We start from the raw sequence: 23,295 nt of genomic DNA on the forward strand, positions 1-23,295 counted from the left end.
ATGTCGATCGAGGCGCGGTTAGACGCTGAAACTCAACCGCTTCGATCGCAATGAGATGCTTTGTTTTTCAAGCGATACAAATTAGGATCTTGACTTCAAGCGCAATACTTAAGTAACCGCAACTACCGAAAGTCTGTTTTTTTTTTGTTAGTTTAAGGATCGAGGGTTCCAAATCTATGAAGGAAGTTGGATGTAGTGGGCATTATCCACATTCAAATCGTTGAGGGCAACCCGCATCTGCGATCGCTCCTCGGCTGGCACTTACAGCAAACTGGATACACGGTTCATCTAACATCTGGAGTGCGGCAGGCGCGAGAAGTGTACTACCGACAACAACCCGATTTGGTCGTTGTAGACTCCGATTTGGCCGACGGAGATGGCCTGGAATTTTGTCGCTGGCTGCACCGGCAACAGCGGCCCCTCATTTTGATGCTTTCGGCACTGGTTGGCGAGCTAGACGTGGTCAGCGCGCTCAAGGCCGGTGCGGACGATTACCTCAAAAAGCCCTTTGGGATTCAGGAATTTTTGGCTCGGGTCGAGGCGGTGAGCCGTCGGTGCCGCTCTGTTCTGCCGGTGCAGCTGCGCTACGGCGACTTGCGCGTCGATTTAGTGCAGCGGCGGGTACATTACAACCACGAGCTGATGGATTTAACCCCTCAAGAGTTCAGCTTGCTGTACGTCTTAGCCCAAGCTGAAGGCCTTGCCATGAGCCGGATGGAGCTACTGCAGAGAGCTTGGCCAGACAACATCGACAATCCCCGCACGGTTGACACGCATATTCTCTCCCTCCGTAAAAAGATCGAGCTCGACCCGCAACAGCCCCAGCTCATTCAAACGGTTCGGAACGTCGGCTATCGGCTTAACCTTGAATTTTTGACCAACAATAAACCGTCTCGCCCTTGGAGCGAGGCAAAAGCGGCTGAAGAATCTGCGGTCGCTCGCGAGGAGCGGCGCTTCGGGTACCGAGAGGAAGCCTCTCCTCAGGCTTCCCACGGCTAGTCAAAATCGTTCCAATCGGAGACTGCTGCTGCTGATTTTTTGGAAAGTACGCTCTGGACCTCTTCCCAGTCCATTTCCAGGCGCGTCTTGTCCTGTCGCAATTGGCCTCGATCGATCCAAAGAATGCGATCGCACAGTTTTTGAATCATTGCGAGCTGGTGGCTCACGATCGCGACGGTGCCGCCGATTTGTCCGAGGACGCGGATCAGCAGTTCGGTCTTGCCGGGATCGAGCGACGATGCGGGTTCGTCGAGCAGCAGGAGTTGGGGTTGCGCGACGAACCCGCGGGCCAAACTAACCCATTGGCGCTGGCCTGCTGACAGCTCCAAAGCGGACCGCGATCGCCATTCTTCCGGGATATCTAGACGCTGCTCCCAGCGCTCAATTCGCGCCGCCACTTCCGCTGGAGGAAATCCCTGGAGTTGGAGCGGGTAAGCCAGTGCCTGCTCTACCGTCATGCCCAAAAGCTGAGGCTCTTGGGGAACCAACATAACCTGCTGGCGTAACGATGGCACCGGATAGTGACTGAGGGGCTGACCCCGCCAAAAAATCTGGCCCTCTGAAGGCTCTGCAAGGCGATTGAGGAGCCTTAGCAGTGTCGTCTTACCGGCTCCCGAGGCACCGACAATCCCAATCTTGCAACCGGGCCGATCGACGGCAAAGGAAATGCGATCTAAGAGACGGGTATGGCCTAGATGGCTGACAACGCTGACTTGCTCTAGTCTCAGTTCTGAGACGGTCTCGCTTGAGTTGAGTTGCTCCATGCAGCGCGCTAACCCTGCCCAGCCTGCGCTAACACCGTCCAGATGACCCAGAGATCGGCGATCGCCAACAATCCCGCCACTCCCAGCAACGTCGCATACATCCAAGGCTGAGCCAAGGGCTTGACATCTCTCGTATCGATCCCTGTCTTAATCTGGATCAGCCTCAGCATGCGGCTAAATCCAACAATCCGCATCGGAAGCAGAAACCCACTGCGGTCCTTCGACACCAGATAATAAACAAGCCCGCCTTGCCCTGTAGAGCGCGCCTTGAAATCCTCAATGTCAGACCACGCTAGAGACCAATCGCGGCGCAGCGGTACCGGCACCCACCAGGGATAGCAAACGGCAATCCCCAAGTCATCCAAACGAACTCGCTCGCTCAGAACCATCTGCAGAAGAACGCCACCGCCGACCAACCCCAGACCCAGCCAAAGCATAGAAATCTGACTATCTGAGGGGTTTGCTACGCTGTTGAGCCTTCCCAAAAAAGGAAGCGGCATCGTCAAAGCAAGATATAAGCTCCAGAGGGCAACGCGCACCAACGGCGAAACCTCGAACGTACTGGGGACAAAAACGTCTCCCTTTAACGGAACCGTCGGCATCTTCATCGCAAATTTAAGAAGGAACAGTGATTCAAGGGCCTAACAGCATTCTATGTTCCCTGGTGAATTTTGGGCTACGCTGGGTCTGAGTCATTTAAGGTTAAAGCCACAAGCTGCCGCGTCCCGATCGACCCTTCAGGCTCAGGCTTTTTGGTTTGGCAATACCCTTCCGCCATGAATTGGAGCACCCCCTATGCGCCTTGACCGTCTGCTTGCCACGCTTTTGATCGTTATTTGCCTAGTCGCCGCAGTCGGCAATTGGCTCTGGGGAGCTTCTTTTCAAGAATCCGAACAGAATAAAACGGCTGACATTGCGCTCATTGACGTGTACGGCAGCATCAGCGACACGCCTAGCGCCGGGCCTTTTGGAACTGCTGGCGGATCCAGTGCAAACGCACTGCTGGATGCCATTCAGAAGGCAAGAAAAGACAAGGTTAAAGCCATTTTGCTCCGCATCAATAGCCCTGGCGGCACCGCCGCCGCCGCTCAGTCTGTCTATCACGAACTCATGCGCGTTCGCAAAGAAACCAGCATTAAAATCGTGGCAAGTTTGGGCGATGTCGCGGCCTCCGGCGGGTACTACATTGCCAGCGCCGCCAACCACATTGTGGCAAACCCCTCTACCTTAACCGGCTCCATTGGCGTCGTTATCCGCACTCAAAATGTCGCAGGTTTTCTAGAAAAACTTGGCGTCCAGTCGAGCACCGTTCAAAGCGGCCAGTTCAAAGATATTTTGTCTCCGTTTCGGAGCGCCACCGCTGACGAGCGCCAAATCATCCAAAGTATCGTATCTGACTCCTACGAACAGTTTTTAGCTTCTATTGTGGAAGGACGAGGAATTAGTCTTGCAGAGCTCAAAAAGCTGGCAGATGGTCGAATTTTCACTGGCGCTCAAGCTAAAACAGTCAAACTGGTGGATTCTCTGGGCAATTATCAAGACGCAGTGCGGCAAACCGTCAAAACGATCGCCCTTAAAAAAGAACCCAATATCCGTAACTACACTCAAGGCTCCTCAGGATCCCTTTTGGGGAGACTGATACAGCCTTTTTCGATGGGACCGGATGGCGCGAGCGAGCTGAGCGTGCCATCCGCCGGAGATTGGAATAAAGTTCCTCTAGCCCTGATGGAATAGAGCTTATGTTAGACACGTTTTACGCCATCTTTTTTAGAGCGGACGCGACTCAACGCAACGGTTTGGCTGGACTGTCCCTAGGAATGCTTTCCTGCGTTGTTTTAGCCTTTAATGCAGCCGGACAACTGCACGTCGGGTTCCTGGGGCTACTGGGGTTGATGACTCTATTTTTAGGGCTGGGCGCGCTAGGGTGCTACTGGTACATGGCCTCCGTGCATCTTTTAAGCGCGTGGTTGGGTCAGACCTCGCGCCAAGCATCGCCGCTTAATTCTAGAGCGACCCGACCCTGGCTCTCGACCCTCCAAGGACTATGGCCCTTCATTCTATTAGGACCAGCCGTTTCCGTCCAACGATGGTGGACGGGGGTTGGAAACTTGATGACCTTGGGTATTCTACTTAGTAGTGGGTTCACACTCGTGTCTGCAATCCGTCGCGCCTATGACATTCATTGGATTCAAGCTAGCCTATGCTTGCTTTTGACCGTTATTTTGGGAGCCTTTGCCCTAATGGGATTACTGGGATGGCCCGTCATGTTCCTTTTGGGCGCAAAAAATTTTAGTATTGCCATACCCGTCTATACAAATTTCGCTCAAACTTTGGATATTTAGGACACTAGACAAAAGCCGATGACTAAAGTTGCTTTGATTTCTGGCATTACAGGGCAAGATGGAGCCTACTTGGCGGAGCTTCTGCTCGATAAGGGTTACGAAGTTCACGGGATAAAGCGACGCGCCTCCCTCTTTAACACCGATCGCATCGATCACTTATACCAGGATCCTCACGTTAAAGATCGGCAATTTTTCTTGCATTATGGTGACTTGACAGACTCGACGAACTTGATTCGAATCGTACAGCAGGTTCAGCCCGATGAAATTTATAACCTAGCCGCTCAAAGCCACGTCGCGGTTTCCTTTGAAACACCAGAATACACGGCCAATACGGACGGTATTGGCACGTTGCGTCTTTTAGAAGCGATTCGCATCCTGGGACTTCAAGATAAGACTAAGTTTTATCAAGCTTCAACTTCAGAACTGTACGGGCTCGTCCAAGAAATTCCTCAAACGGAAAAGACTCCCTTTTACCCGCGATCGCCCTATGCCGTCGCCAAACTGTATGCCTATTGGATTACGGTCAATTATCGCGAAGCTTACGGCATGTATGCTTGCAATGGCGTTTTGTTTAACCACGAATCTCCACTGCGCGGAGAAACCTTTGTGACCCGTAAAATTACGCGGGCCTTGGCGCGGATCAAGCTGGGGCTTCAAGACTGCTTGTTTCTGGGCAACTTAGATGCCCTGCGCGACTGGGGCCACGCTCAAGATTACGTCGAAATGCAGTGGCTGATGTTACAGCAAACTGAAGCGGAAGATTACGTGATCGCAACAGGTCAGCAACATAGTGTCAGGGATTTCGTCAACACGGCCTGTGCCGAACTCGACTTGGAGCTAACCTGGGAAGGAAAAGCTGAGGCGGAAAAAGGCTACGATTCGCAGGGACGCTGCGTAGTGGCCGTTGACCCGCGCTATTATCGACCCACTGAAGTGGAAACCCTACTGGGAGATGCGACCAAAGCCCACCAGAAACTGGGATGGAAGCCAAAGTTTACATTTGCGCAGCTCGTCACGGAAATGGTTAAGGAGGACCTCAATGCCGCTCAAAAAGATTCTCTCATTAAGGAGCACGGCTACAGCACCTATGACTATCACGAGTGAGGACTGCTCGCCCCACCTTGGCGGTCGAGTTTAATTCAACGCTGCGATCGCGATCGCCCATTCACAGTAAGGACGAGCACTGACGCTGCCACAAATTTTTGAGAGGCTGATGGAATCCGCACTATGGCGCTGTCTGCCCAACCCATCTCGTTTTTTGATATCGATCGCTGTTCTAACCTTAAAGCCAAGCGTTTATCACATTTAGCTTCATTGAGCCTTCCAGCAAAAGTCTTTGTCCTAAAAATTTCGTTTATATTTTGTGTACGAGAAATAATAGTAAAACTTTGTCTTGTTGCCCGATAGAGCAAAGACGAAGCAGATGGCGTGAGGGATCGAGATGACACATAATACCCATGGGCTGTTCCGAGAAAACGCATCTGCAATTTTAATCGTGCAGCGGTTGCTAGACCCCGTGGTCACCGTGCTGATGCTATTTGCGATCGCCTGGTTTTACGACCTTGGAATCAAGACGCCCTATATTATCTTGTCTGTAACATCATTTTTGTTGATGCTGCCGATCTTTAAAGGGGTGGGGCTGTACAGGCCTTATCGCAACTTGTCTCCAAGTACCTTGGGGCCGCGATTATTAACGGGATGGGTGATTTTACTCAGCACTTTATTGTTTTTGGGTTATCTCACCCAAACCTCTTTGGCCTTTTCGCGGGCGTTACTGCTCACTTGGTCCATTAGCGTTCCGATCGTGTTGATGGCGATCCACCTGACGATATGGCAACTGCTCCGAACCGTAAGAGCAGCAGGGAAAAATCAACGATCTGCTGTTTTGGCCGGGATGAATGATGTCAGCTATCACCTCGCCAATCAAATTCAGGAATCTCCAGAATTGGGCATTCGCCTTCATGGCTTTTTCGACCGACATTCCCTAGAGCCGCTCGGTCGCTTTCCCGGACGCAGGCTCATCGGATCTTTAGAAGAGCTTCCTAGATACGTTAGAGAGCACAGCATCGACGTCGTGTATATTGCCTGCACGACGGAAAAAGAGGACACGATCGCGACCCTTATCAAGGAACTCCAGGATACAACTGCATCCGTCTATTTTGTTCCTAATATCCTGATGTTCAATTTGATGAACGCTCGATCCTACGAACTGAACGGCATCCCTTTGATTGCGGTATGGGAGGTGCCGTTTTCAGAAATTCAGTATGTCCTGAAGCGCGCGATCGATATTGCGCTCTCCATTGCGGCGATCGCCGTTCTATCTCCCATCATGCTGTTGATTGCCTTGGCTATCAAGCTCACCTCTCCAGGCCCCATCCTCTTTAAGCAACGCCGCTACGGACTCAACGGGCAAGAAATTTTGGTTTACAAATTTCGGTCTATGAAGGTGATGGAAGATGATGAGAAAGTGAAGCAAGCGACTAAAAACGACAGCCGCATCACCCCTCTTGGAGCTCTGTTGCGTAAGACATCCCTAGACGAGTTGCCTCAGTTTATTAATGTTTTGCAGGGCCGGATGAGTTTGGTGGGACCTCGCCCTCACGCTGTGGCCCATAACGAGATGTATCGAAAGCTCATTAGCGGGTACATGCTCCGCCACAAGGTAAAGCCAGGGATTACGGGCTGGGCGCAGGTGAACGGACTGCGAGGCGAAACCGATACGTTAGAGAAAATGCAGCAGCGCGTTAATTACGACCTAGAGTATCTTCGGAATTGGTCTCTCAGCCTAGACCTTCAAATCCTCATCAAAACAGCCCTCGTGTTCTTAAGAGATCAAAATGCTTACTAGCGTCGACCGATCGTTAGGACTGCCCGGACTGACGGTCAGGTTTCTGCAAGCTGAAGTAAAGTAGGCCGTAGATAGCGAGCGTTAGAAGCACGAAAACGCTGGCACCGCTGGCACTGTGCCAGTAATGAAACTGCTCTGAAAATTGAGGCGGCGAGAGTATCGCTAGAATTGCGACCCGCACGCCATTCATGAAAAAACCCAGAAACACTGCGATCGCAGCAAAAAAGCAGCCATTCAATCGCTGCGGTGGAAAAACGCACAGAAAAATGATAGAAAGGCTGAGCATGTGGGTCATCAGGTTGATTCCAGAACAGGCGGGGACGACTTCTACGCCACCCTTTGGAACCTGAATGTGAATGCCCTGCAATGAGACTGGATAGCCTAAATACCACAGAAAAAACGCAGAAAACTTCGCAGTGAGGGGCGCTAGACCAAAGGCTGTATCCGGAACCAATTTGGGTATGCCAAATACGAGCAAAATACTGAATTCTTTAAAATAGCGTTTGCTTTCCGAAATCCCGACAAAGATCAGAAACCATCCTAAAAATGCAAATAGAGGAAAAAATCCCAATATTTTTTCTCCAGGGCGAACGACACAAAGCACTAAGAGTGCCGCCACTAAAATACACCCGAAGAAAAACGAGCCTTTATCTCGACTCTTTCTAAAATACGGGCGTCTGTCCCATAGCAGCAGACCGATCGCGGCCCAGAGAAGAAGGCTCATCATAAGATAGGCCTGCTTGCCAAGATAGATCCCTAGGGAAAAATGAATCAAAGACAGCATTGAAAGGCAGTAGAAGCTCGTCCTGAAATCGGTTTCGTTTTTGTCTGATCCCAGGAAAATCTGCTGCAAATGTTTCATGATTCGACATCGGGTTAGAGCTAAGAGGCAGTTTGAAAAGTTTCTTAGACATTACACTTGCTCCCCTAGCCCCCCAATTCTGGGGGGAAATAAACCTGGTTTTCGGAAATGACCCTAGTTTTCGGTGTTCTCCCCCCTTTCTTATGGCCCTTTCGGGCCTTGAATTGGGGGGCGGGGGGGCTAATGCAGGGACGAACGAGGCTTTTAAAACAGCCTCTAAGGCTAATCAAGTCGGCGCTGGTTCCAAGAAAAATTAAATGATATCTCAACTCATGGACGCCTACAAAAAAACCTCACGACAAACAAATCATCGTAGAGGCATTTTTTGCGGTGGGAGTTAAATTGACTGGGGCTGAGAAGAGCCAGATGGGATCTGAGGCTTTGTCCGCAGGGTGCAATCAAAACCAGCACTAAAGCCCTTCTAAAGATGCAAACATTCCAAATGTAATGACACTATTCTGTACGAACTGGTTGATCTGCTGTAGGTCTGAGTAGGGCATCTCTGTAAGCTGCTCGACCGTACCGTACTTGATTAGCTGTGGGACATCCCAAGATTTTTTAGTCTTCATGGCGCGATGAAATAGATATCCGATCCGAACGTAGTGTTCCCTTAATGACCCCCGATACAATCATAACCGTCTTTTTAGAACTGGCAAGAGCGATGCGGCAGATCGAAACGTTTAGAAATTTATGCCTCTTTTAGAACAGTAAAATCGAAGAAGCGGTTTGGCCTAATGTTTGCGGGCATGGGGCCAAACCACCGATCTCGATCGATCTTAAAGTTTTTCTCCCAAATATTAATGTTGCCTTGGTGCTTGCAAATGAATTGGCTTCGGATAATTCTCATTTCAGGAATCGGCGGGTTAGGGGCAATCCTGGTCGGCTGCGATCGCGCTTCGCTGCAGCGTACCTTTTCTGCCGACCCCAAGGCGAATCAGTGGAACACCTCTACAACAACCTCTACAGCAGCTAAAGTTCAGCTTCCAACCGATTTCCCGGAAACAGTTCGGTATCCTGGCGCCGTTCTAAAGGCGACTTCGCCATTGGGCGAATCGCCCAACGCAACCCCTAACTCCGCATCGCAGGGATACGAGACGCAATGGGTCACTTCCGACAGTCGAGATCGCGTTTTAGCGTTTTATCGGGAGCGCCTGCAGCAGCCGCAGTGGAAAGGTTTTAGGGAAGCGTTGGGAGATGGCGTCACGATTCTCTCTGCCCAACTCGGCGATCGACAGCTTTCAGTGTCCGTCCCTCAGGCTTCGACTGCTGCGTCTCCAGAACCTGCTTCTGCCGCAGCGATTGAGTTCGCGATTGTCAACCAAAAGATATCCGATGCCGTTGGGGTCGGCCCTGAGGCATCGCCAAATCGAGGGATTTTGGAGGTGGAGTCTCCCGATCTCTCTCGGGTTCCAGTCTCGCTTCAGCCTTACGTGAGAGATGTGGCTCAGCTTGAGGTTATCGCAGATTTGACGGCAACGCCCGACCGACCGATTTCACGGGCATTGTTTGCTCGGTGGCTGGTTGAACTCAACAACCGCATCTATCGCGATCGCCCGGCTCGGCAGATTCGGCTAGCGTCCGCTTCTCAACCCGCATTTGCGGACGTCCCCGCAACCCATCCAGAATTTGCCTACATCCAGGGTTTGGCAGAATCGGGTTATTTGCCCAGCCCCCTGTCGGGGGACAGCACCCAAACTCGTTTTCGTCCCAGCGATCCTCTCACCCGCGAAACCTTACTGTGGTGGAAAGTTCCCGTCGATCGCCAGCAGGTTCTCCCGACGGTTTCGGTCGAGCGCGTGAAGCAAGTTTGGGGCTTTAAGGATACGAGTCGGATCGCGCCCGCCGCATTGTCTGCGGTTGCAGCCGATCGCCAAAACGGCGATCTTTCCAACATCCGTCGCGTGCTGGGTTCTACACTGCTGTTTCAACCCCAAAAACCCGTTACCCGTGCGGAAGCCGCGGCTGCCCTATGGTTTATCGGTATTGAGGGCGACAGTTTATCCGCGCGGGATTTACTGCGCTCCGAACGGCAAGCTCAAGCTGCAGCAGAGGAAGCCTCCCCCGACGCTAAACCCACAGAACCCGTGCCCTAGGAGTGCGAACCACTCAGGGAGCGAGCTTGCTAAATATCCAGTTCCGCTAAGTTGAGGCGAGACCCGTAGGTTTCAATAAACTCGCGCCGGGGTGCGACGCGATCGCCCATCAAAATCGTGAAGATCCGGTCGGCTTCGGCAGCATCGTCGATATTGATGCGTTTGAAGGTGCGGGTTTCGGGATTCATGGTGGTGTCCCAAAGCTGCTGGGGCATCATTTCCCCTAACCCTTTGAAGCGCTGAATGGTGTAGTTGGCGTTGGCCGGAAAAACATTTTGCACCAGATGGGTTAGCTCTTGCTCGTTGTAGCAGTAGTGGTGAGAGCGGCCCCGTTCTACCTTGTACAGGGGAGGGCAAGCGATGTAAATATAGCCATCCTGGATGAGCTGGCGCTGATAGCGATAGAAGAAGGTCAAAATCAGGGTGCGGATGTGGGCTCCATCCACGTCGGCATCGGTCATGATCACGATGCGGTGGTAGCGCAATTGAGACGGATCGAACTCTTCGCCCTTGATCCCCAGTCCCAAGGCCGTAATCAACGCCTGAATTTCCGTGTTCTTGTAAATCTTGGAATCGTCGGTTTTTTCAATGTTGAGGATTTTGCCCCGCAGCGGCAGAATGGCCTGGAACTGGCGATCGCGTCCTTGTTTTGCGCTCCCGCCGGCAGAGTCCCCTTCCACGATGAAGATTTCCGATTCCCCAGGGTCGCGGGAACTGCAATCCGCCAGCTTCCCCGGCAGCGTGGAAGACTCCAGCACCGACTTCCGCCGCACCAGTTCCCGCGCCCGCCGCGCGGCTTCCGCTGCGTTGAACGCCTGTAATGCCTTATCTAGAACTAGGTCGAGCACTGCAGGCTGGAACTCAAAATATTCCGTCAGCACTTCCCCCACCAAGGATTCCACCACACCGCGCACTTCGGGGTTGCCCAACTTGGTCTTAGTCTGGCCTTCAAACTCCGGGTCGGGGACCTTGACGGAAATTACGGCAGTGAGTCCCTCGCGGATGTGCTCGCCCCCTAGATTGGGCGCACCTTCCTTGATTTTGTTGCGCTTGCGAGCCACTGAGTTGATCGTGCGCGTCAGAACTGCCTTCAGTCCTTCTAAGTGCGTTCCGCCGTCGATGGTGCGGATGTTGTTGGCAAACCCCAGCAGGTTATCGGTGTAGGCATCGGTGCACCATTGGAAGGCAACCTCCATTTGGATATTGTTGCGTTCTCCCGCCACATAAATGATTTCTTCATTCAGCGGCGTTTTGTCGCTGTTCATATAGCTGATGTACTCCCGAATGCCGCCTTCGTAGTAGTACACCTCCACTTTTGGCTCGTCTAGGCCTAAAAGCGTTAAGCGCTTATCTGTAAACGTAAGTTCGACGCCAGCATTGAGGTAGGCTAGCTCGCGAAAGCGGTTGGTCAGGGTTTTGTAGTCAAACTCAGTGCCAGAGGTAAAGATTTGCACGTCCGGCAAAAAGGTCATCTGCGTGCCCGTCTGACTGCGATCGGAGGTGCTTTCCACGAGTTCTGTCACTGCAATGCCGCGCTCGAATCGCTGGCTGTAAAGCTTTTTATTGCGCCAGACCTTAGCCTCCACCCATTCCGAGAGGGCGTTGACCACCGAAATCCCCACGCCGTGCAACCCGCCGGAAACCTTGTAGCCGCCGCCGCCAAACTTGCCGCCAGCATGCAGGACCGTCATAACTGTCTCTAGAGCCGACTTGCCCGTGCGCGGGTGAATATCGGTCGGGATACCGCGCCCATCGTCAGAAACCGTGACGGACCCATCCTCATTGAGGGTCACTTCAATATGCTTACAGTGGCCGGCCAAAGCCTCATCAACGGAATTATCGACAACCTCGTATACTAAATGATGCAGTCCCCGCGGCCCAGTGGTGCCGATATACATACCAGGGCGCTTGCGAACAGCCTCCAACCCCTCCAGCACTTGAATCTGACTGGCACCGTAGTTTTCAGTAGTGGTCATTAATTAACAGGCTCCTGTAAGCGGCGTAAAGCCCTTGTGACGCGACAAATAGTAAAACTTACCAAAATTTTATCACAAATAGGTCTTTGGCGACTTTGAACGGCGTAAACGAGAGAAATTAAATAGGGATGCTATCTAGTTTTTTAGGGGTTGTCAACTGGCCCGACGGAAAGGCCAATCGGTCGGCATGTCGGTCAGAGTCCTGGAATGGCCCTACTGCGTTCTTTCCGTTCGAGGCAGCTAGCGATTTTCTATGAAACCCGCGCTCATTGTCATTTGTGGTGCAACTGCCACTGGAAAATCCGATTTAGCTCTGCAATTGGCCGAACGGCTGAGCGCTCCCATTCTGAGCGCCGATTCTCGCCAAGTTTACCAGACGTTCGATATTGGGACGGCGAAGCCTTCAAAAGCAGACCGGGCGCGCGCGCCCCATTATTTGCTGGATTTGTACCCGCCCGATCGCTCTTTTACCATGGCGGAGTACCAATCCTTGGCCCAGTCTTTGATTGCAGACTTTCAGCGGCAGGGTAAGGTCCCCATTTTGGTGGGCGGGACGGGATTGTACATTCAGTCCGTGGTACAGGGCTTAAAAATTCCGCGCGTGCCCCCCCAGCCAGAACTGCGATCGCAGTTTCAGTCATTCTCTCAATCACTTCTGTATCGATGGCTTCAGCAGGTAGACTTTGCCAGTACCGCTAAAATTCACCCCCACGATCGCGCGCGTACCCTGCGGGCCTTAGAGGTGTTTTACGCCACGGGCGTCCCCCTCTCGGCCCAGCAGGGGAGCAACCCGCCTGCCTATCCGATTTTGCAAATCGGCTTAGAAATGAGCGATCTCGATCGGCACGCAGTCCTAATCCAGCGCAGAACAGAGCGCATGCTCGATCGGGGCTGGGTCGAAGAAGTCAAGCAGATTGTAGAAGCTTACGGCCCCGATTTGCCCCTGCTCCAAACACTAGGCTATGCCGAATTGGTGCGGTATCTGAAGGGAGAATGGACTCTAGAGGCGGCGATCGCCGCGATCGTCCTCCACACGCGGCAGTTTGCCAAGCGCCAACGGACTTGGTTTCGGGCAGATCCGGGAATCCAGCCGTTCGACGCACTGGACGAGCGACTGGGAGAAGCAGCCTGGATGGCCGTGAAATCTTTTCTCAGCGCTACCCAAACCTGCGATTCAGAGAGTTCGGTAAAAGATCGCCCAGCTTTGCTAAAATAGCGGCGTAGTTTCGGCAGAGAACCCCATTGAGCCAATCCATTGACCTGCCCCAAGTTGCCGATCCGAAAGTGGACGATTTCCTTCAAGAATTAGCCACTATTCAGCAGACAGGGGCTAAGCGTATTGCCATGCTGGGGTCTCGCCACGTTCCAATTCTCCACCAGCACGCGATCGAGATGCTGAGCTATGCCTTGGTGCTGTCTGGCAATCGCCTCCTCACCTCTGGGGCAACTGGAACGAACGCTGCCGCCATTCGCGGTGCGATGCGAGCCGATCCGAATTTGTTGACGGTCGTGCTTCCTCAGAGTCTCAAGCGCCAACCTGACGAATCGCGCGCCCAGCTCGAACAGGTCATGCATTTAGTCGAAAAACCTGAAAACGACCCGCTTTCTCTGGCCGAAGCCAGCGCCCTGTGCAATCAGGAAATTATTACGCGCTGCCAGCAACTCGTCTGTTTTGCTTACCACGACAGCAACACGCTGCTCCAAACCTGTCAAGAAGCGGAGGAGCAGCGCAAGCTCGTCACGCTATTTTATTTCGATTAGATTTTGCTGTGGATTTTGCTTTGACTGACCCCTGGGATTAGCCCGCAGATTTTTCAGCCGTGCTTTGAATTAACTGCCAGCCCTTGTTATCGAAGATTGCCTGGTTTAATTTTTCATAGACTTGAAAGCAATGATTGTTGGCTTGTAGGGGCAATTCCTCATTTTTGACCACCACACTCAGGTGCGTCGCTTCTTGCGTTGCTCGCGTGCTATCTACTAAAACTTCAACTGTAACCAGTCTGGAAAAAGGGACCTTCCCAGGAGATTCTCTTGCAATCAAGTAGTCTTCTTTGAAATAAAGAATTTCAAAGCTACAGGCTTCTAACACCTCTTTGATTTGCTCGTAGAAGTGGCTTAAGGAAACGGCCACTGTTAGATCGTGAGTGTATCGAGCCATACTCAAAATTTGAGCTACAACAGCAGTTATTTTGCTTATGATACTCAATATTGTTCGGTGTTTTCTAATTTGAGGCCAGATGGACGCGGGAAAGGGACGGTTCATCGTCTTTGAGGGGACGGAGGGGGTAGGCAAATCGACTCAGCTCAGGCGTTTGCGGCAGTGGCTCGCCCAGCGCCTGCCGCCTGGAGTTTTGTCTATCGCGGTCACCCGCGAGCCGGGGGGAACCGATCTCGGTCAGCGGCTGCGCGCGCTTCTGTTAGATAGCGCCCTCACAGAAGCGGAAGGTCTCCCCCACCTCACGGAGCTGCTGCTCTACGCCGCCGATCGCGCTCAGCACGTTCACACCACGCTCAAGCCCGCGCTGACCGAGGGGGCGCTGGTTTTGTGCGATCGCTATACGGGTTCGACGATCGCCTACCAAGGTTATGGGCGGGGGCTAGACTTGGCGCTGATCGAGCGGCTGAATGCGATCGCCACGGGGGGCTTAACGCCCGATCTGACCCTCTGGCTGGATTTAGACGTTCGGGAGGGGTTGCGCCGCGCCCGTCAGCGTCAGCCTGAAGCGGGCGAACTGGAGGGCAAGGATCGGATGGAAGCCGCCGAGCTTTCTTTCCATCAGCGCGTCCGGCAAGGCTTTGCGGCCCTCGCTGCCGCCAACCCGCAGCAAATCGTCCGCATTGATGCGGGGTTGCCCGAGGATCGAGTGAGCGCACAAATTCAAACGGCGATGGAGCAGCACTTACAGCAATGGTATCCGCAGCATTTAGCCTCCTCGTAGAGCAAACCCAGGCCGTCGAACTGCTGACCCAGGCCATCGAACGCGATCGCATCGCTCCGGCTTACCTCTTTGCGGGACCCGATGGTGTGGGACGCAAACTCGCAGCCCGATTGTTTTTGGATGCACTGCTCCAGCAGCGAGCCGGACATCGCCGACGCCAGTTGCAGGACAACCATCCCGATATTTTGTGGGTCGAACCAACCTACCAGCATCAGGGCAAGGCTGTGTCCGCCGCTGCCCTGGCCGAAAAGGGAGTCGCGCTCCCCAAGGGTCGCCCTCAAGTGCGCTTGGAACAGATTCGCGATATCGCGCGCTTTCTGAGCCAAGCACCCCTAGAATCTTCTCGGCTGTTGGTCGTTGTGGAGGGCGCGCAGACCATGGGCGAAGCCGCCGCCAATGGCCTCTTAAAAACCTTGGAAGAACCGGGGAATGGAACCTTGATTTTGATCGCGCCCACCCTGGAATCGCTGTTGCCTACCATCGTATCTCGATGCCAGCGGGTGCCGTTTTACGGACTGAGTGCTGCGGGCCTGGCGACCGTGCTGGAGCGTTTGGGCCTTGCTGCATTGCTCGGGGACGGTCCGATTTTAGCCATGGCCCAAGGCAGTCCGGGTCGGGCGACCCAATATTGGGAGAAATTACAGACCATTCCCGCTGAGGTTCTAGAAAGGTTCCAATTGCCGCCTCAGGCAGCCAAGGATTGTTTGGAGTTGGCTCGCCACGTGGATAAGGCGCTCGATTTAGAGACTCAACTTTGGTTGCTGGACTATCTCCAGCAGCGCTATTGGGCGATGGGTCGCGCGATCGCCCTCAAGCCTTTGGAGCAAGCCAAAACTTATCTAACCCAGTACGTTCAGCCCCAGTTGGTTTGGGAGGTCACGCTGTTGCAGTTAGCGAATCCATAACAGTGCGGGCGATCCCCGCTTCCATTAAAACTCGAGCGAACGGGCCGCTCTCTAACAGCCGCAATTTGCCCTGTGATCCAGATCGCACTGACGGGCATATCCTTGTTGTATGCTTTGCGGGATGGGGGTTGTGTCGTTTTTCGATATTTGCAAGATATACTTTTACAAATCTCTCCCGACTCGCAATGCATCACCTCCTCAAAAAACTTCCGCGATGGATAAATCTGCGTCCATTTTTAATTCATTGCTCGATCGCCTCAACTGCGATGGGATTGACGGCAGCTGCGGCGGTAGCTCAACCCTATGGCACTTGGCTTTCTAAGCCTCAAATCATGTTTCACCTGTCCAATTCAACGCTCGGCCCGGTCATGGACAGAATGAGAGCGCAACGCTATAGAGTCGTCTTCTTAGATTTTCGCAACGTCTCTAGCGAAGACCAGCAAAGGGTTGCCCAGACGGTCCGCCAGTACCAGCTCGTACCCATCGCTTGGATCCAGTCGCCGCAGTTTCGCACGCTATCGGTACAGCAGATTATCGATGAAGGCCGACATGCGGATGGCATTCAAGTAGACGATCATTTTTTCGCAAATTACTCGCGAGCGGATTTTTTTCAACTGCGATCGCAGTATAGAAAGCAGATTTATTGCAGCATTCAGCCGTTTCAGGCTGCCTTAATGCCCCCCACCGGATGCAATCAACGCGACGTTCAATGCTACGCACCCATCAATTTCAAACAATGTATGGGGCTAGCAGATAGGCTGAGGGCTGTCACGAGTCTATCCTCTCAAAACACCCTCGGTTATCGCGATCGAATGGGCGGACGGTCGTTTAATGTATTTTTGTGGCCCCACAGCCATGAGTTTGCCACCCATCCCCCGGCTCAAACGCTGGAAAGCACGACCTGGAATAGGGGTTTTTAACTGCGCCGCGACTTTGAGCGATGGCAGGGACGATCTTTCTGCTCCAACCGCTGCGAGCGATTGCGGTCCGTTTGGGGTGCCAAAGGTTGCGAAGCATTGCAATCCTTACTTCTGCCGAGTTATCGCGCAGAACGACTCAATTTTAGAGAGGCGATCGTAACTTTAAAGCCATGATTTTTTTCTATCTAAAAAAATCATCTGTAAAAAATTCTCTTTGTTTTGGTCTAGATCAGCTCTTATACTGGGAACTCAGATGCTCAGTCGCAACTGTGCCAAATTCATACAGGCAGCGATACGTTAGGGAGTAGAAACAACCATGGTTGGGGATGTGATTCGCATCTTGAGCGTCAGTATTGCAGGGGCTGTGTTGATGTTTTTAGTACAGCCCTGGCTCTTCCAGAGCGGCGTGGTGCCCATTACCCAGGTGGAAGTAGAAACCTGGATCTCCGAAAAGTATGCGGTCGGTGCTGCCATTGTGTTTGGCACCGCGTTGATTTCTACGCTGCTTTGGTACGTCAGCGCCCTCCGCGCTAGAGTAACCTCCTTTAACGAGGCATCGCCCCTGCGTTTGGTGTGGGGATTGCTGTTGCTGTTGCCCATTATTGGCATTTGCGTAGCGCTGTATTTTTATAACAACAGTAGCGAGGCGTTGCTGCCCCTCACGCTAATGTATGTCGTGGATATTGTCTGGATGTATTGGTTTTCCACCGCCATTAGTTCGCCGGGGCTGCTGAAGTTCATTCCGCCAGGGTCGTTTTCGGTTCGTCACCTTATAGGGCTGAAGTAATGTCTTTATACATCGTCTCGATTGGAGGAACGGGGGCCAAGTGCGTTGAGTCCATCATCCATTTAGCGGCAGCGGGGTTGTTGGGGACAGAAAAAATTCAGGTGCTGTTTATCGACCCGGATGAAAGCAACGGCAACTTGACGCGCGCGCGCGAAACGCTCGCGACCTATCAGGCCTGTCGGCGGGCGATCGCCCAAAGCACCCGTCCCACGTCTTGGATGCAGGCACCAATTGAGTCGTTGGAAGTATGGTCGCCCTTTAGCGGTAGCCTGAATAAATCGTTGGGTTCTTATTTTAATTACGAGAGCTATGCCTTTAACAGTCCCGGATTAGGGCATTTATTTGACGTGCTGTACACCCAAGGGGAGCGGGACGCGGAGCTAGACGTGGGATTCCGGGGGCGTCCGGCCATCGGTTCGGCCATTATGAGCCAAGTAAAGCTAGATACCACCAGTCAGGAACCGTGGCGATCGCTGCTCCAAAGCATCGAACTGGATTTGGGGGCAGGCGGCGGGTCGCCCAGACTTTTCATTTGCGGCTCTATTTTTGGTGGGACGGGCGCGTCGGGATTTCCGACGATCGGGAGGCTGCTCAAGAACAAGCTAGAGCGATCAGGGATGAGCGATCGCGTCAAGATTGGCGGCCTGCTGATGCTGCCCTACTTTCAGTTCAGCGTGCCCGTCGAACAAGACCCCGGTGCAATTTATGCCAGACCGGAGCAGTTTTTACTCAACACCGAAGCGGCTCTGCGCTACTATCAAGCGCAGCCGATTTTTGACAGCATTTATCTCTTGGGCGATCGGGAGCCTGCCTCTGTGGCCCAGTTCAGCATTGGCAAAAATACCCAGAGAAACGATCCCCATTTTATCGAGCTGTACGCCGCTCTAGCCGCTCGTCACTTTTTGGCCCAGACCGAATTAGAGCCAGTGGTGCTGCTCAGCCGCCAGAACGACCAGCAAGTGACTTGGGACGATATCCCCGACAAGGCCGTAGTGAAGCCTACCCTAGCTAATGCCGTGCGCTTTGCCTACCTCTGGGCCGCTAATCTATCGCCGGAGCTGAATGCGGGCAAAGGGAATATCAAAAATTTCCAAAAGGCCGCGCCCTGGTTCAGCCGCTTCTTCAAGCCCCAAGGTCTCTTTCTCGGCGGTCGCGGGATGCCGGACCTTAACGATGAGGTGGAGCAGGACACCCTTCAGTGCATTAATGCGTGGTGTGTTTCGTTTCTGCGCTGGGTCAGCCTGATTCACGGCTCCGGTGGCAGCAACCGCAGCATTCAGCTGTTTCGCCATGCTTTGCTCGTGGATGCCAACGGGAACGTACCCCCCGTGACGGAAAACTTCCCGAAGCTGGTGTTGGGGTCCGATAACCTAGAACAGTCTAGAGATGCGACGCCCCAAGCCATTAAAGAAAAACTGATGGCGATCGCACCCGACCCACCGCCGGGAGTAGCAGGCTTAGCCACAACCCTCTATTCCTTGTGCAAACCTTAATCTGTCCTTGAGGTATTCATGACCGAAAGCAGCAAAATCCCGCAGTCGTCTTACTTTTTCCTGCCCAAGCTCAGAGATGGCGGCGGCCCCCAGGAGGGCATTGACATCAAGCCCGGTGCGGTGGGTGCTTGGGATCGGCAGTCGCGGGCGGCCTTTCAGCACGTGGCCTCTAGTCTAGAGGTACCCTCGGCGGGGCGGGACGTCAAAAGCGTCAGCTCCATTCCCGATATGTGGGCGCGGCCTTTGTCGATGGAAATGGCGATCCACAACCGTCGCTATCCGATCCGCGCCCAGATGATCGAGCAATGGCAGGGGATGTTGGCGGCGATCGCCCTGGCTGAAGTGCGCGGCTTTCCCCTTAAGGCGGTGTTGGTGGAACTGGAGGCGGAGCAAGAGAAAGGCGATGCCTTTGCGCGATCGCTCTACGAACTGCGGCCCTCCACCCAAAATTGTCTGTATGCCCTCAACGGCAGGCATCCTTGGCAAGACGTATACGTGTTTCTGTGGAACGGGCGATCGATTGGGATGTCTTCGCCCAGTACCTTGGTGTGCCCCTCTGAAGAAGGGAACTGGGCGGGGTTGCCCTGGTGGTCTGGGGGGAGGTTGCGATCGCCCGTTGCACCTGTGGATCACCTCAATCTAGACGAGAAAAGCCAGCTCCGGCAGTGGCTCGAAATTGTGCGGCAGGAGCTGAACCCGCCTGGGGAAGTGGTGAGCAAAGCCGTTAACGAAGTCACGGCGCTGTTGGGGGAATTTCAAACCAGCTTGGGTAACGTGCCCAATCAAACCCTCAAACGCAGTAACGAGGCTCGCTTTTTTGGCGTCAATATCGTCCAAGGGCCGCTGCGCGCCCTCAATACGCCCATCCAGGCCAGTCCCAAGGACTCCAGCGTGCGGGTGCTGCCCAGCGTGGGTAAAACCCCAAGTCTGGATCTGCTGCTGATTCCCGAAGCCCACCAAATCATGCGGGAGTGGCGCGAACCAGCCCAGAGCATTTGGATTCACGGCACCATTAACCTCGCCGCCCTCAAGGCAGAAGACGTGCCCCGTTCCGGGGAGATACCGCGCTGGGGCGTACGGTGCCTGCGGGAGGCAGATGTGTTTCTGCCGGAGCTATCGTTTATTACCCAGGCGGGGGCGTTTCCGGGGGGATTGCTCCCCAAGGGCACCGACGCCCTTGCAGAGTTCTACGAGGGTAAGAGCATTACGCCGTTAGTTCCTCTCAACCCCCTGCTGATGGAGTACCTGACGCCAGAGGATCTAGTGGCGATGGTGCAGTTTCAGCGGATCGATCGCGCTTCCGGCCCTCAAGTAGAGGTCATTTTAGACCTGCGCCTGTCTGGCATAGATGGGAGCGGCACGGTCTACCGGATGGCAAAAACCTACCCACTGAGTAAAGAAAATGCGATCGCCGAAGTTCCGGTTCTAGAGCTATGGCCCAACTTCCGGTCGGCAACCTGGAAGGAATACTACGCCTTCTACTACGAACCCAATCTGGGCACTTTTCAAGTTCAGTTTGCGAAGGCGCAAGAGACTCATAGCTTTAAGGGAGTGGGTTCGTTCCACTATCCCAATCAATCCTTTCCAGACACTGAAAGTAACTGCCAGATCCTGCAACTTGAGGAGTTTCCAGCGTTTATTGACTGTCGCGACAAGAACCAACGGCCCATTGGCTTAATCTTGCTCAAAACGCCCAAGGAAGTGGGCACCACGACGGGCATTCCCTGGAAAGTAGGGGTTGATTTTGGAACTTCTTTTACCAATGTCTACGTGAAGCGCAGCGGTATTGTGGAACCCTTGAGTGTTGAGCCGCTCCACTATAAAGTCACGCAAAGCAGTGGTGAAATTCGGCAGCCCGCCCTCTACGAGTACTTTATTGCCAGCAGCATGGAGTTGCCGCTATCGACAGTACTGACCACGCGCGGCAGCAAGGGAGAAACGCTGCCCATTCTAGACGGACGCATTTATATCCCTCGCGATAGCACTACCTTTAAGCCCAACACCGATGACTGGATTCGCCCTAATCTCAAATGGTCGGCGGAAAGTCTCAACTTCAACCGTCTGTTTCTGAAGCACCTCATTTTACAAATTACGGCCCAGGCTGCTGCCAGCAGTGTCAAAGAAATTCAGTGGGCGCTCTCTTATCCGTCCGCCTTTTCTAAAACCGATCGCAATAAGTACGTCAAAAATTGGCGAGATTTAACGGTAGCCATTGAGGAATCGACGGGCTTGACTCAAAATTGTCCGACCCTCGACAACCCCAGCAACTACCGCACCGAAAGCTTGGCGATCGCTCAGTATTTTGCAGACTTCGAGCTACCCGGTCGCAAAAGTAAGCTGGATCTCGTCAACAGTACCTGTATTGACATTGGGGGAGGCACGTCAGATATTTCGATTTGGGAAGAAAATAAGCTGGTGCATCAATGTTCGGTACAGCTAGCAGGCAAGGACTTATTTTCCCAGTTCGTTCAAATGAATCCCAATTTTTTGGAGCGCCAATTCAAGATCAAAATTGACGAATGGCGCAAGCTTCAGGGCTTCCAGTTTTACGTCAAGCTAGATGTTTTCATGCGTCGCGAAAGCGAAGGGTGGCTCCAAAATCGCCGCGATATGGTGGCCGAAGACCCGGAGTTTCAAGGATTGCTGCAACTCATGACTCTAGGGGTTTCGGGACTGTACTACTACGTGGGCTTGCTTCTGAAGGCGCTCTACGCTGAAGGCAAATACAAAACTCCAGAAATTACACCCGTGTTTGCCGGGGGCAACGGTTCCCGACTGCTGAACTGGCTGGCCGATGGGGGCGAGTTCAACCGACACTGCGAAGCTAACGATTTGTTTAGCGCCATGCTCAGCTGCGCTTCGGGTTTTGAGGATATCGATGTCGAAACCAAACTGAGTCCGCTGCCCAAAGATGAAGTTGCTTGCGGCCTGGTTTTAGACGAGAGCCACCTCAAAGGACTCGATAAGCGGGATGAAGACCCCCTCATTGCTGGGGAAGCTTTTACCGTCAATGGCGAACCCCAGGATGGCAGTGCCAGAATGCGCCTGGGCGGCACCATTGAGGACTTTGCGGTCCCAGAACTCGCGGCCTTGGCCCATTTTATGAATAGCTATCACCGCACTCTAGATGCCCAGCGCGTCGAGAGCATTGCTCCCTTTAAGGGCTACGCGGTCAGCGACGCACCCGATGCCAATGCCGAACTATGGCGCGCGACCGCGCGGGAACTGAAAAAATCTTTGCTACGACTCAGGGGCAACGCAGACGACATCCGGGTAGAGCCGCCCTTTATTTTGGCTTTGAAGGCACTGTTACAGGTATTAGGAAATCGATGGGCAGACGAATGGAAATAAAATATTTACACAACCTTGCGCCTGCAGGCTTCCTCTTGATGGCGCTATTGCTCGGCGATCGCCCATTGACGCCAACGTCTAACAGCGCTTGGGCGCAGAGTGCCAACTCGCCATCCCCTGCCGAAACAGCGCCTGCTGATTTTGCCACACCTTCTACGCCGTACTCAGATCCTGCTCACTCAAATTCGGGACAGGAACCTCAAGATGCCACCAACGGGTCGGTTCCGGCTTGGCTGTGGTTTGCTTTAGGCGGACTTGGGTTGTGGAATTTGGCCCTCAGCTTTTTAGTATGGCAAAGCCTAAAAGACTCCAATGGAGCCAACCATAAAATGATGCGGAAGCTAAAGGAGTTGGATGCTAAAGATGGCGAACTCAACCAACGCATTAGCCGTAAATCTGCATTGATTGAGGAGTTAAGAGGGCAGCTTTCTTCCTATAAAAAGACGTTAGAGGTCGTGCAACTGCAAGCTCAACCCAAATCTGCAAGGGCGGATGATTTTGGCTTTGACGCTAGAAATCAACCCGCTCGCTACGGCAACGATACTCCATTTGCAAGTAATGATGTTCCTGCAAGCAAGGGCTACGACTACACCGCTCGCGTTAGCGCGCTCAACCAACCCGCTCCCACTGCGAGCAACCCTTGGGATAGCATCGTCCAAAATTACAATCTCTCCCCTCAAGTCTTAGAAAGCTCCGTTATCGAGCGGGTTTCCGAGACCGAAGAAAGCGTAGCCAGTCGGCGCAACGGAAACGCGGCAGTCTTTCTGAAATCAGCCAATAACTACAGCTACTGGATTTTTATGGGGGAAGATCGCAATTATTGGTTGACGCCTAAAAGCGATCTTAAAATTACGCCGATGGGATTCGACACGCTCCAAGCTTTATTTGAATGTCCTGAATATCAGCAGGGTTCTAAAATCCAAACGATCAAACCTGCTAAAGTTTCTCAAAATTCGCTTTCTGGTGGCTGGGATTTGCTTGAAAAGGGTCAAGTGCAATTTACGCGATAGCAGCAC

General features: G+C 53.1%; 21 protein-coding genes. 15 read left to right on the forward strand and 6 right to left on the reverse strand.

Going from position 1 to position 23,295, the window contains the following annotated elements; genetic code table 11:
• Window positions 1-195 precede the first annotated feature (195 nt).
• Complete coding sequence (locus tag R6H26_RS20360; protein WP_404785058.1) at window positions 196-999, forward strand: response regulator transcription factor; 804 nt, start codon at window positions 196-198, stop codon at window positions 997-999.
• On the opposite strand, the gene R6H26_RS20365 is transcribed toward R6H26_RS20360, so the two are convergent.
• Window positions 996-1,868: an energy-coupling factor ABC transporter ATP-binding protein gene (locus R6H26_RS20365; RefSeq protein ID WP_404785060.1), complete on the reverse strand. Its 873-nt coding sequence runs from the start codon at window positions 1,866-1,868 to the stop codon at window positions 996-998. The genes R6H26_RS20360 and R6H26_RS20365 overlap by 4 nt on opposite strands.
• A complete protein-coding gene (locus R6H26_RS20370; RefSeq protein ID WP_404785062.1) occupies window positions 1,772-2,371 on the reverse strand; it encodes a hypothetical protein in 600 nt (199 codons plus the stop codon). The genes R6H26_RS20365 and R6H26_RS20370 overlap by 97 nt, the downstream gene beginning before the upstream one ends.
• 187 nt (window positions 2,372-2,558) lie before the next feature.
• Between R6H26_RS20370 and sppA the strand changes: the two genes are divergently transcribed.
• From sppA to R6H26_RS20390, 4 genes are all read left to right on the forward strand, one after another.
• On the forward strand, window positions 2,559-3,497 hold the full coding sequence (gene sppA, locus R6H26_RS20375) for a signal peptide peptidase SppA (RefSeq protein ID WP_404785064.1): 939 nt from the start codon (window positions 2,559-2,561) through the stop codon (window positions 3,495-3,497).
• 5 nt (window positions 3,498-3,502) lie between these two features.
• Complete coding sequence (locus R6H26_RS20380; protein WP_404785065.1) at window positions 3,503-4,105, forward strand: hypothetical protein; 603 nt, start codon at window positions 3,503-3,505, stop codon at window positions 4,103-4,105.
• Between the two features lie 18 nt (window positions 4,106-4,123).
• Window positions 4,124-5,209 carry a GDP-mannose 4,6-dehydratase gene (gmd, locus tag R6H26_RS20385; protein ID WP_404785067.1) on the forward strand — a complete coding sequence of 362 codons (1,086 nt, stop codon included), beginning with the start codon at window positions 4,124-4,126 and terminating at the stop codon, window positions 5,207-5,209.
• Window positions 5,210-5,546: 337 nt separating this feature from the next.
• Window positions 5,547-6,953 (forward strand): undecaprenyl-phosphate glucose phosphotransferase, encoded by a 1,407-nt coding sequence (locus R6H26_RS20390; RefSeq protein ID WP_404785068.1) that lies wholly within the window; start codon window positions 5,547-5,549, stop codon window positions 6,951-6,953.
• Between the two features lie 13 nt (window positions 6,954-6,966).
• On the opposite strand, the gene crtA is transcribed toward R6H26_RS20390, so the two are convergent.
• A complete protein-coding gene (gene crtA / locus R6H26_RS20395; RefSeq protein ID WP_404785070.1) occupies window positions 6,967-7,815 on the reverse strand; it encodes a cyanoexosortase A in 849 nt (282 codons plus the stop codon).
• Between the two features lie 410 nt (window positions 7,816-8,225).
• Window positions 8,226-8,384 (reverse strand): hypothetical protein, encoded by a 159-nt coding sequence (locus tag R6H26_RS20400; RefSeq protein WP_404785072.1) that lies wholly within the window; start codon window positions 8,382-8,384, stop codon window positions 8,226-8,228.
• Window positions 8,385-8,636: 252 nt separating this feature from the next.
• On the opposite strand from R6H26_RS20400, the gene R6H26_RS20405 reads away from it, so the two are divergent.
• Entirely contained in the window at window positions 8,637-9,908 is a 1,272-nt protein-coding gene (locus tag R6H26_RS20405; RefSeq protein WP_404785073.1) for an S-layer homology domain-containing protein, read from the forward strand.
• A 29-nt stretch (window positions 9,909-9,937) separates the two neighbouring features.
• On the opposite strand, the gene gyrB is transcribed toward R6H26_RS20405, so the two are convergent.
• On the reverse strand, window positions 9,938-11,884 hold the full coding sequence (gene gyrB, locus R6H26_RS20410) for a DNA topoisomerase (ATP-hydrolyzing) subunit B (RefSeq protein ID WP_404785075.1): 1,947 nt from the start codon (window positions 11,882-11,884) through the stop codon (window positions 9,938-9,940).
• Between the two features lie 253 nt (window positions 11,885-12,137).
• Between gyrB and miaA the strand changes: the two genes are divergently transcribed.
• Together miaA and R6H26_RS20420 are read left to right on the forward strand one after the other, a co-directional pair.
• Window positions 12,138-13,100 (forward strand): tRNA (adenosine(37)-N6)-dimethylallyltransferase MiaA, encoded by a 963-nt coding sequence (gene miaA / locus R6H26_RS20415; RefSeq protein ID WP_404785077.1) that lies wholly within the window; start codon window positions 12,138-12,140, stop codon window positions 13,098-13,100.
• Window positions 13,101-13,126: 26 nt separating this feature from the next.
• Window positions 13,127-13,645, forward strand: coding sequence for a DNA recombination-mediator protein A (locus R6H26_RS20420; RefSeq protein WP_404785078.1), 519 nt, complete (start codon window positions 13,127-13,129; stop codon window positions 13,643-13,645).
• Window positions 13,646-13,682: 37 nt separating this feature from the next.
• On the opposite strand, the gene R6H26_RS20425 is transcribed toward R6H26_RS20420, so the two are convergent.
• The gene (locus tag R6H26_RS20425) at window positions 13,683-14,042 is read right to left on the reverse strand and encodes a hypothetical protein (protein ID WP_404785080.1); all 360 of its coding nucleotides are present in this window, start codon (window positions 14,040-14,042) and stop codon (window positions 13,683-13,685) included.
• A 79-nt stretch (window positions 14,043-14,121) separates the two neighbouring features.
• Here R6H26_RS20425 and tmk point away from each other — a divergent pair, with 79 nt between their 5' ends.
• The 7 genes from tmk to R6H26_RS20460 all read left to right on the forward strand — a co-directional run bounded on the left by tmk (window position 14,122) and on the right by R6H26_RS20460 (window position 23,289).
• Complete coding sequence (gene tmk / locus R6H26_RS20430) at window positions 14,122-14,823, forward strand: dTMP kinase (RefSeq protein WP_404785081.1); 702 nt, start codon at window positions 14,122-14,124, stop codon at window positions 14,821-14,823.
• Entirely contained in the window at window positions 14,793-15,728 is a 936-nt protein-coding gene (locus R6H26_RS20435; RefSeq protein ID WP_404785082.1) for a DNA polymerase III subunit delta', read from the forward strand. The genes tmk and R6H26_RS20435 overlap by 31 nt, the downstream gene beginning before the upstream one ends.
• 185 nt (window positions 15,729-15,913) lie before the next feature.
• On the forward strand, window positions 15,914-16,648 hold the full coding sequence (locus R6H26_RS20440) for a hypothetical protein (protein ID WP_404785083.1): 735 nt from the start codon (window positions 15,914-15,916) through the stop codon (window positions 16,646-16,648).
• Window positions 16,649-16,964: 316 nt separating this feature from the next.
• Window positions 16,965-17,435, forward strand: a complete 471-nt coding sequence (locus R6H26_RS20445) for a hypothetical protein (protein ID WP_404785085.1) — start codon at window positions 16,965-16,967, stop codon at window positions 17,433-17,435.
• Window positions 17,435-18,928 (forward strand): hypothetical protein, encoded by a 1,494-nt coding sequence (locus R6H26_RS20450; RefSeq protein WP_404785086.1) that lies wholly within the window; start codon window positions 17,435-17,437, stop codon window positions 18,926-18,928. Before R6H26_RS20445 ends, R6H26_RS20450 begins: the two co-directional genes overlap by 1 nt.
• An 18-nt stretch (window positions 18,929-18,946) precedes the next feature.
• Window positions 18,947-22,279, forward strand: a complete 3,333-nt coding sequence (locus tag R6H26_RS20455; RefSeq protein WP_404785088.1) for a hypothetical protein — start codon at window positions 18,947-18,949, stop codon at window positions 22,277-22,279.
• Window positions 22,270-23,289 carry a hypothetical protein gene (locus tag R6H26_RS20460; protein ID WP_404785089.1) on the forward strand — a complete coding sequence of 340 codons (1,020 nt, stop codon included), beginning with the start codon at window positions 22,270-22,272 and terminating at the stop codon, window positions 23,287-23,289. The genes R6H26_RS20455 and R6H26_RS20460 overlap by 10 nt, the downstream gene beginning before the upstream one ends.
• The last annotated feature ends 6 nt before the right edge of the window (window positions 23,290-23,295 follow it).

Source organism: Altericista sp. CCNU0014, from assembly GCF_044923475.1.
Lineage (GTDB): Bacteria > Cyanobacteriota > Cyanobacteriia > Thermosynechococcales > Thermosynechococcaceae > JAAURS01.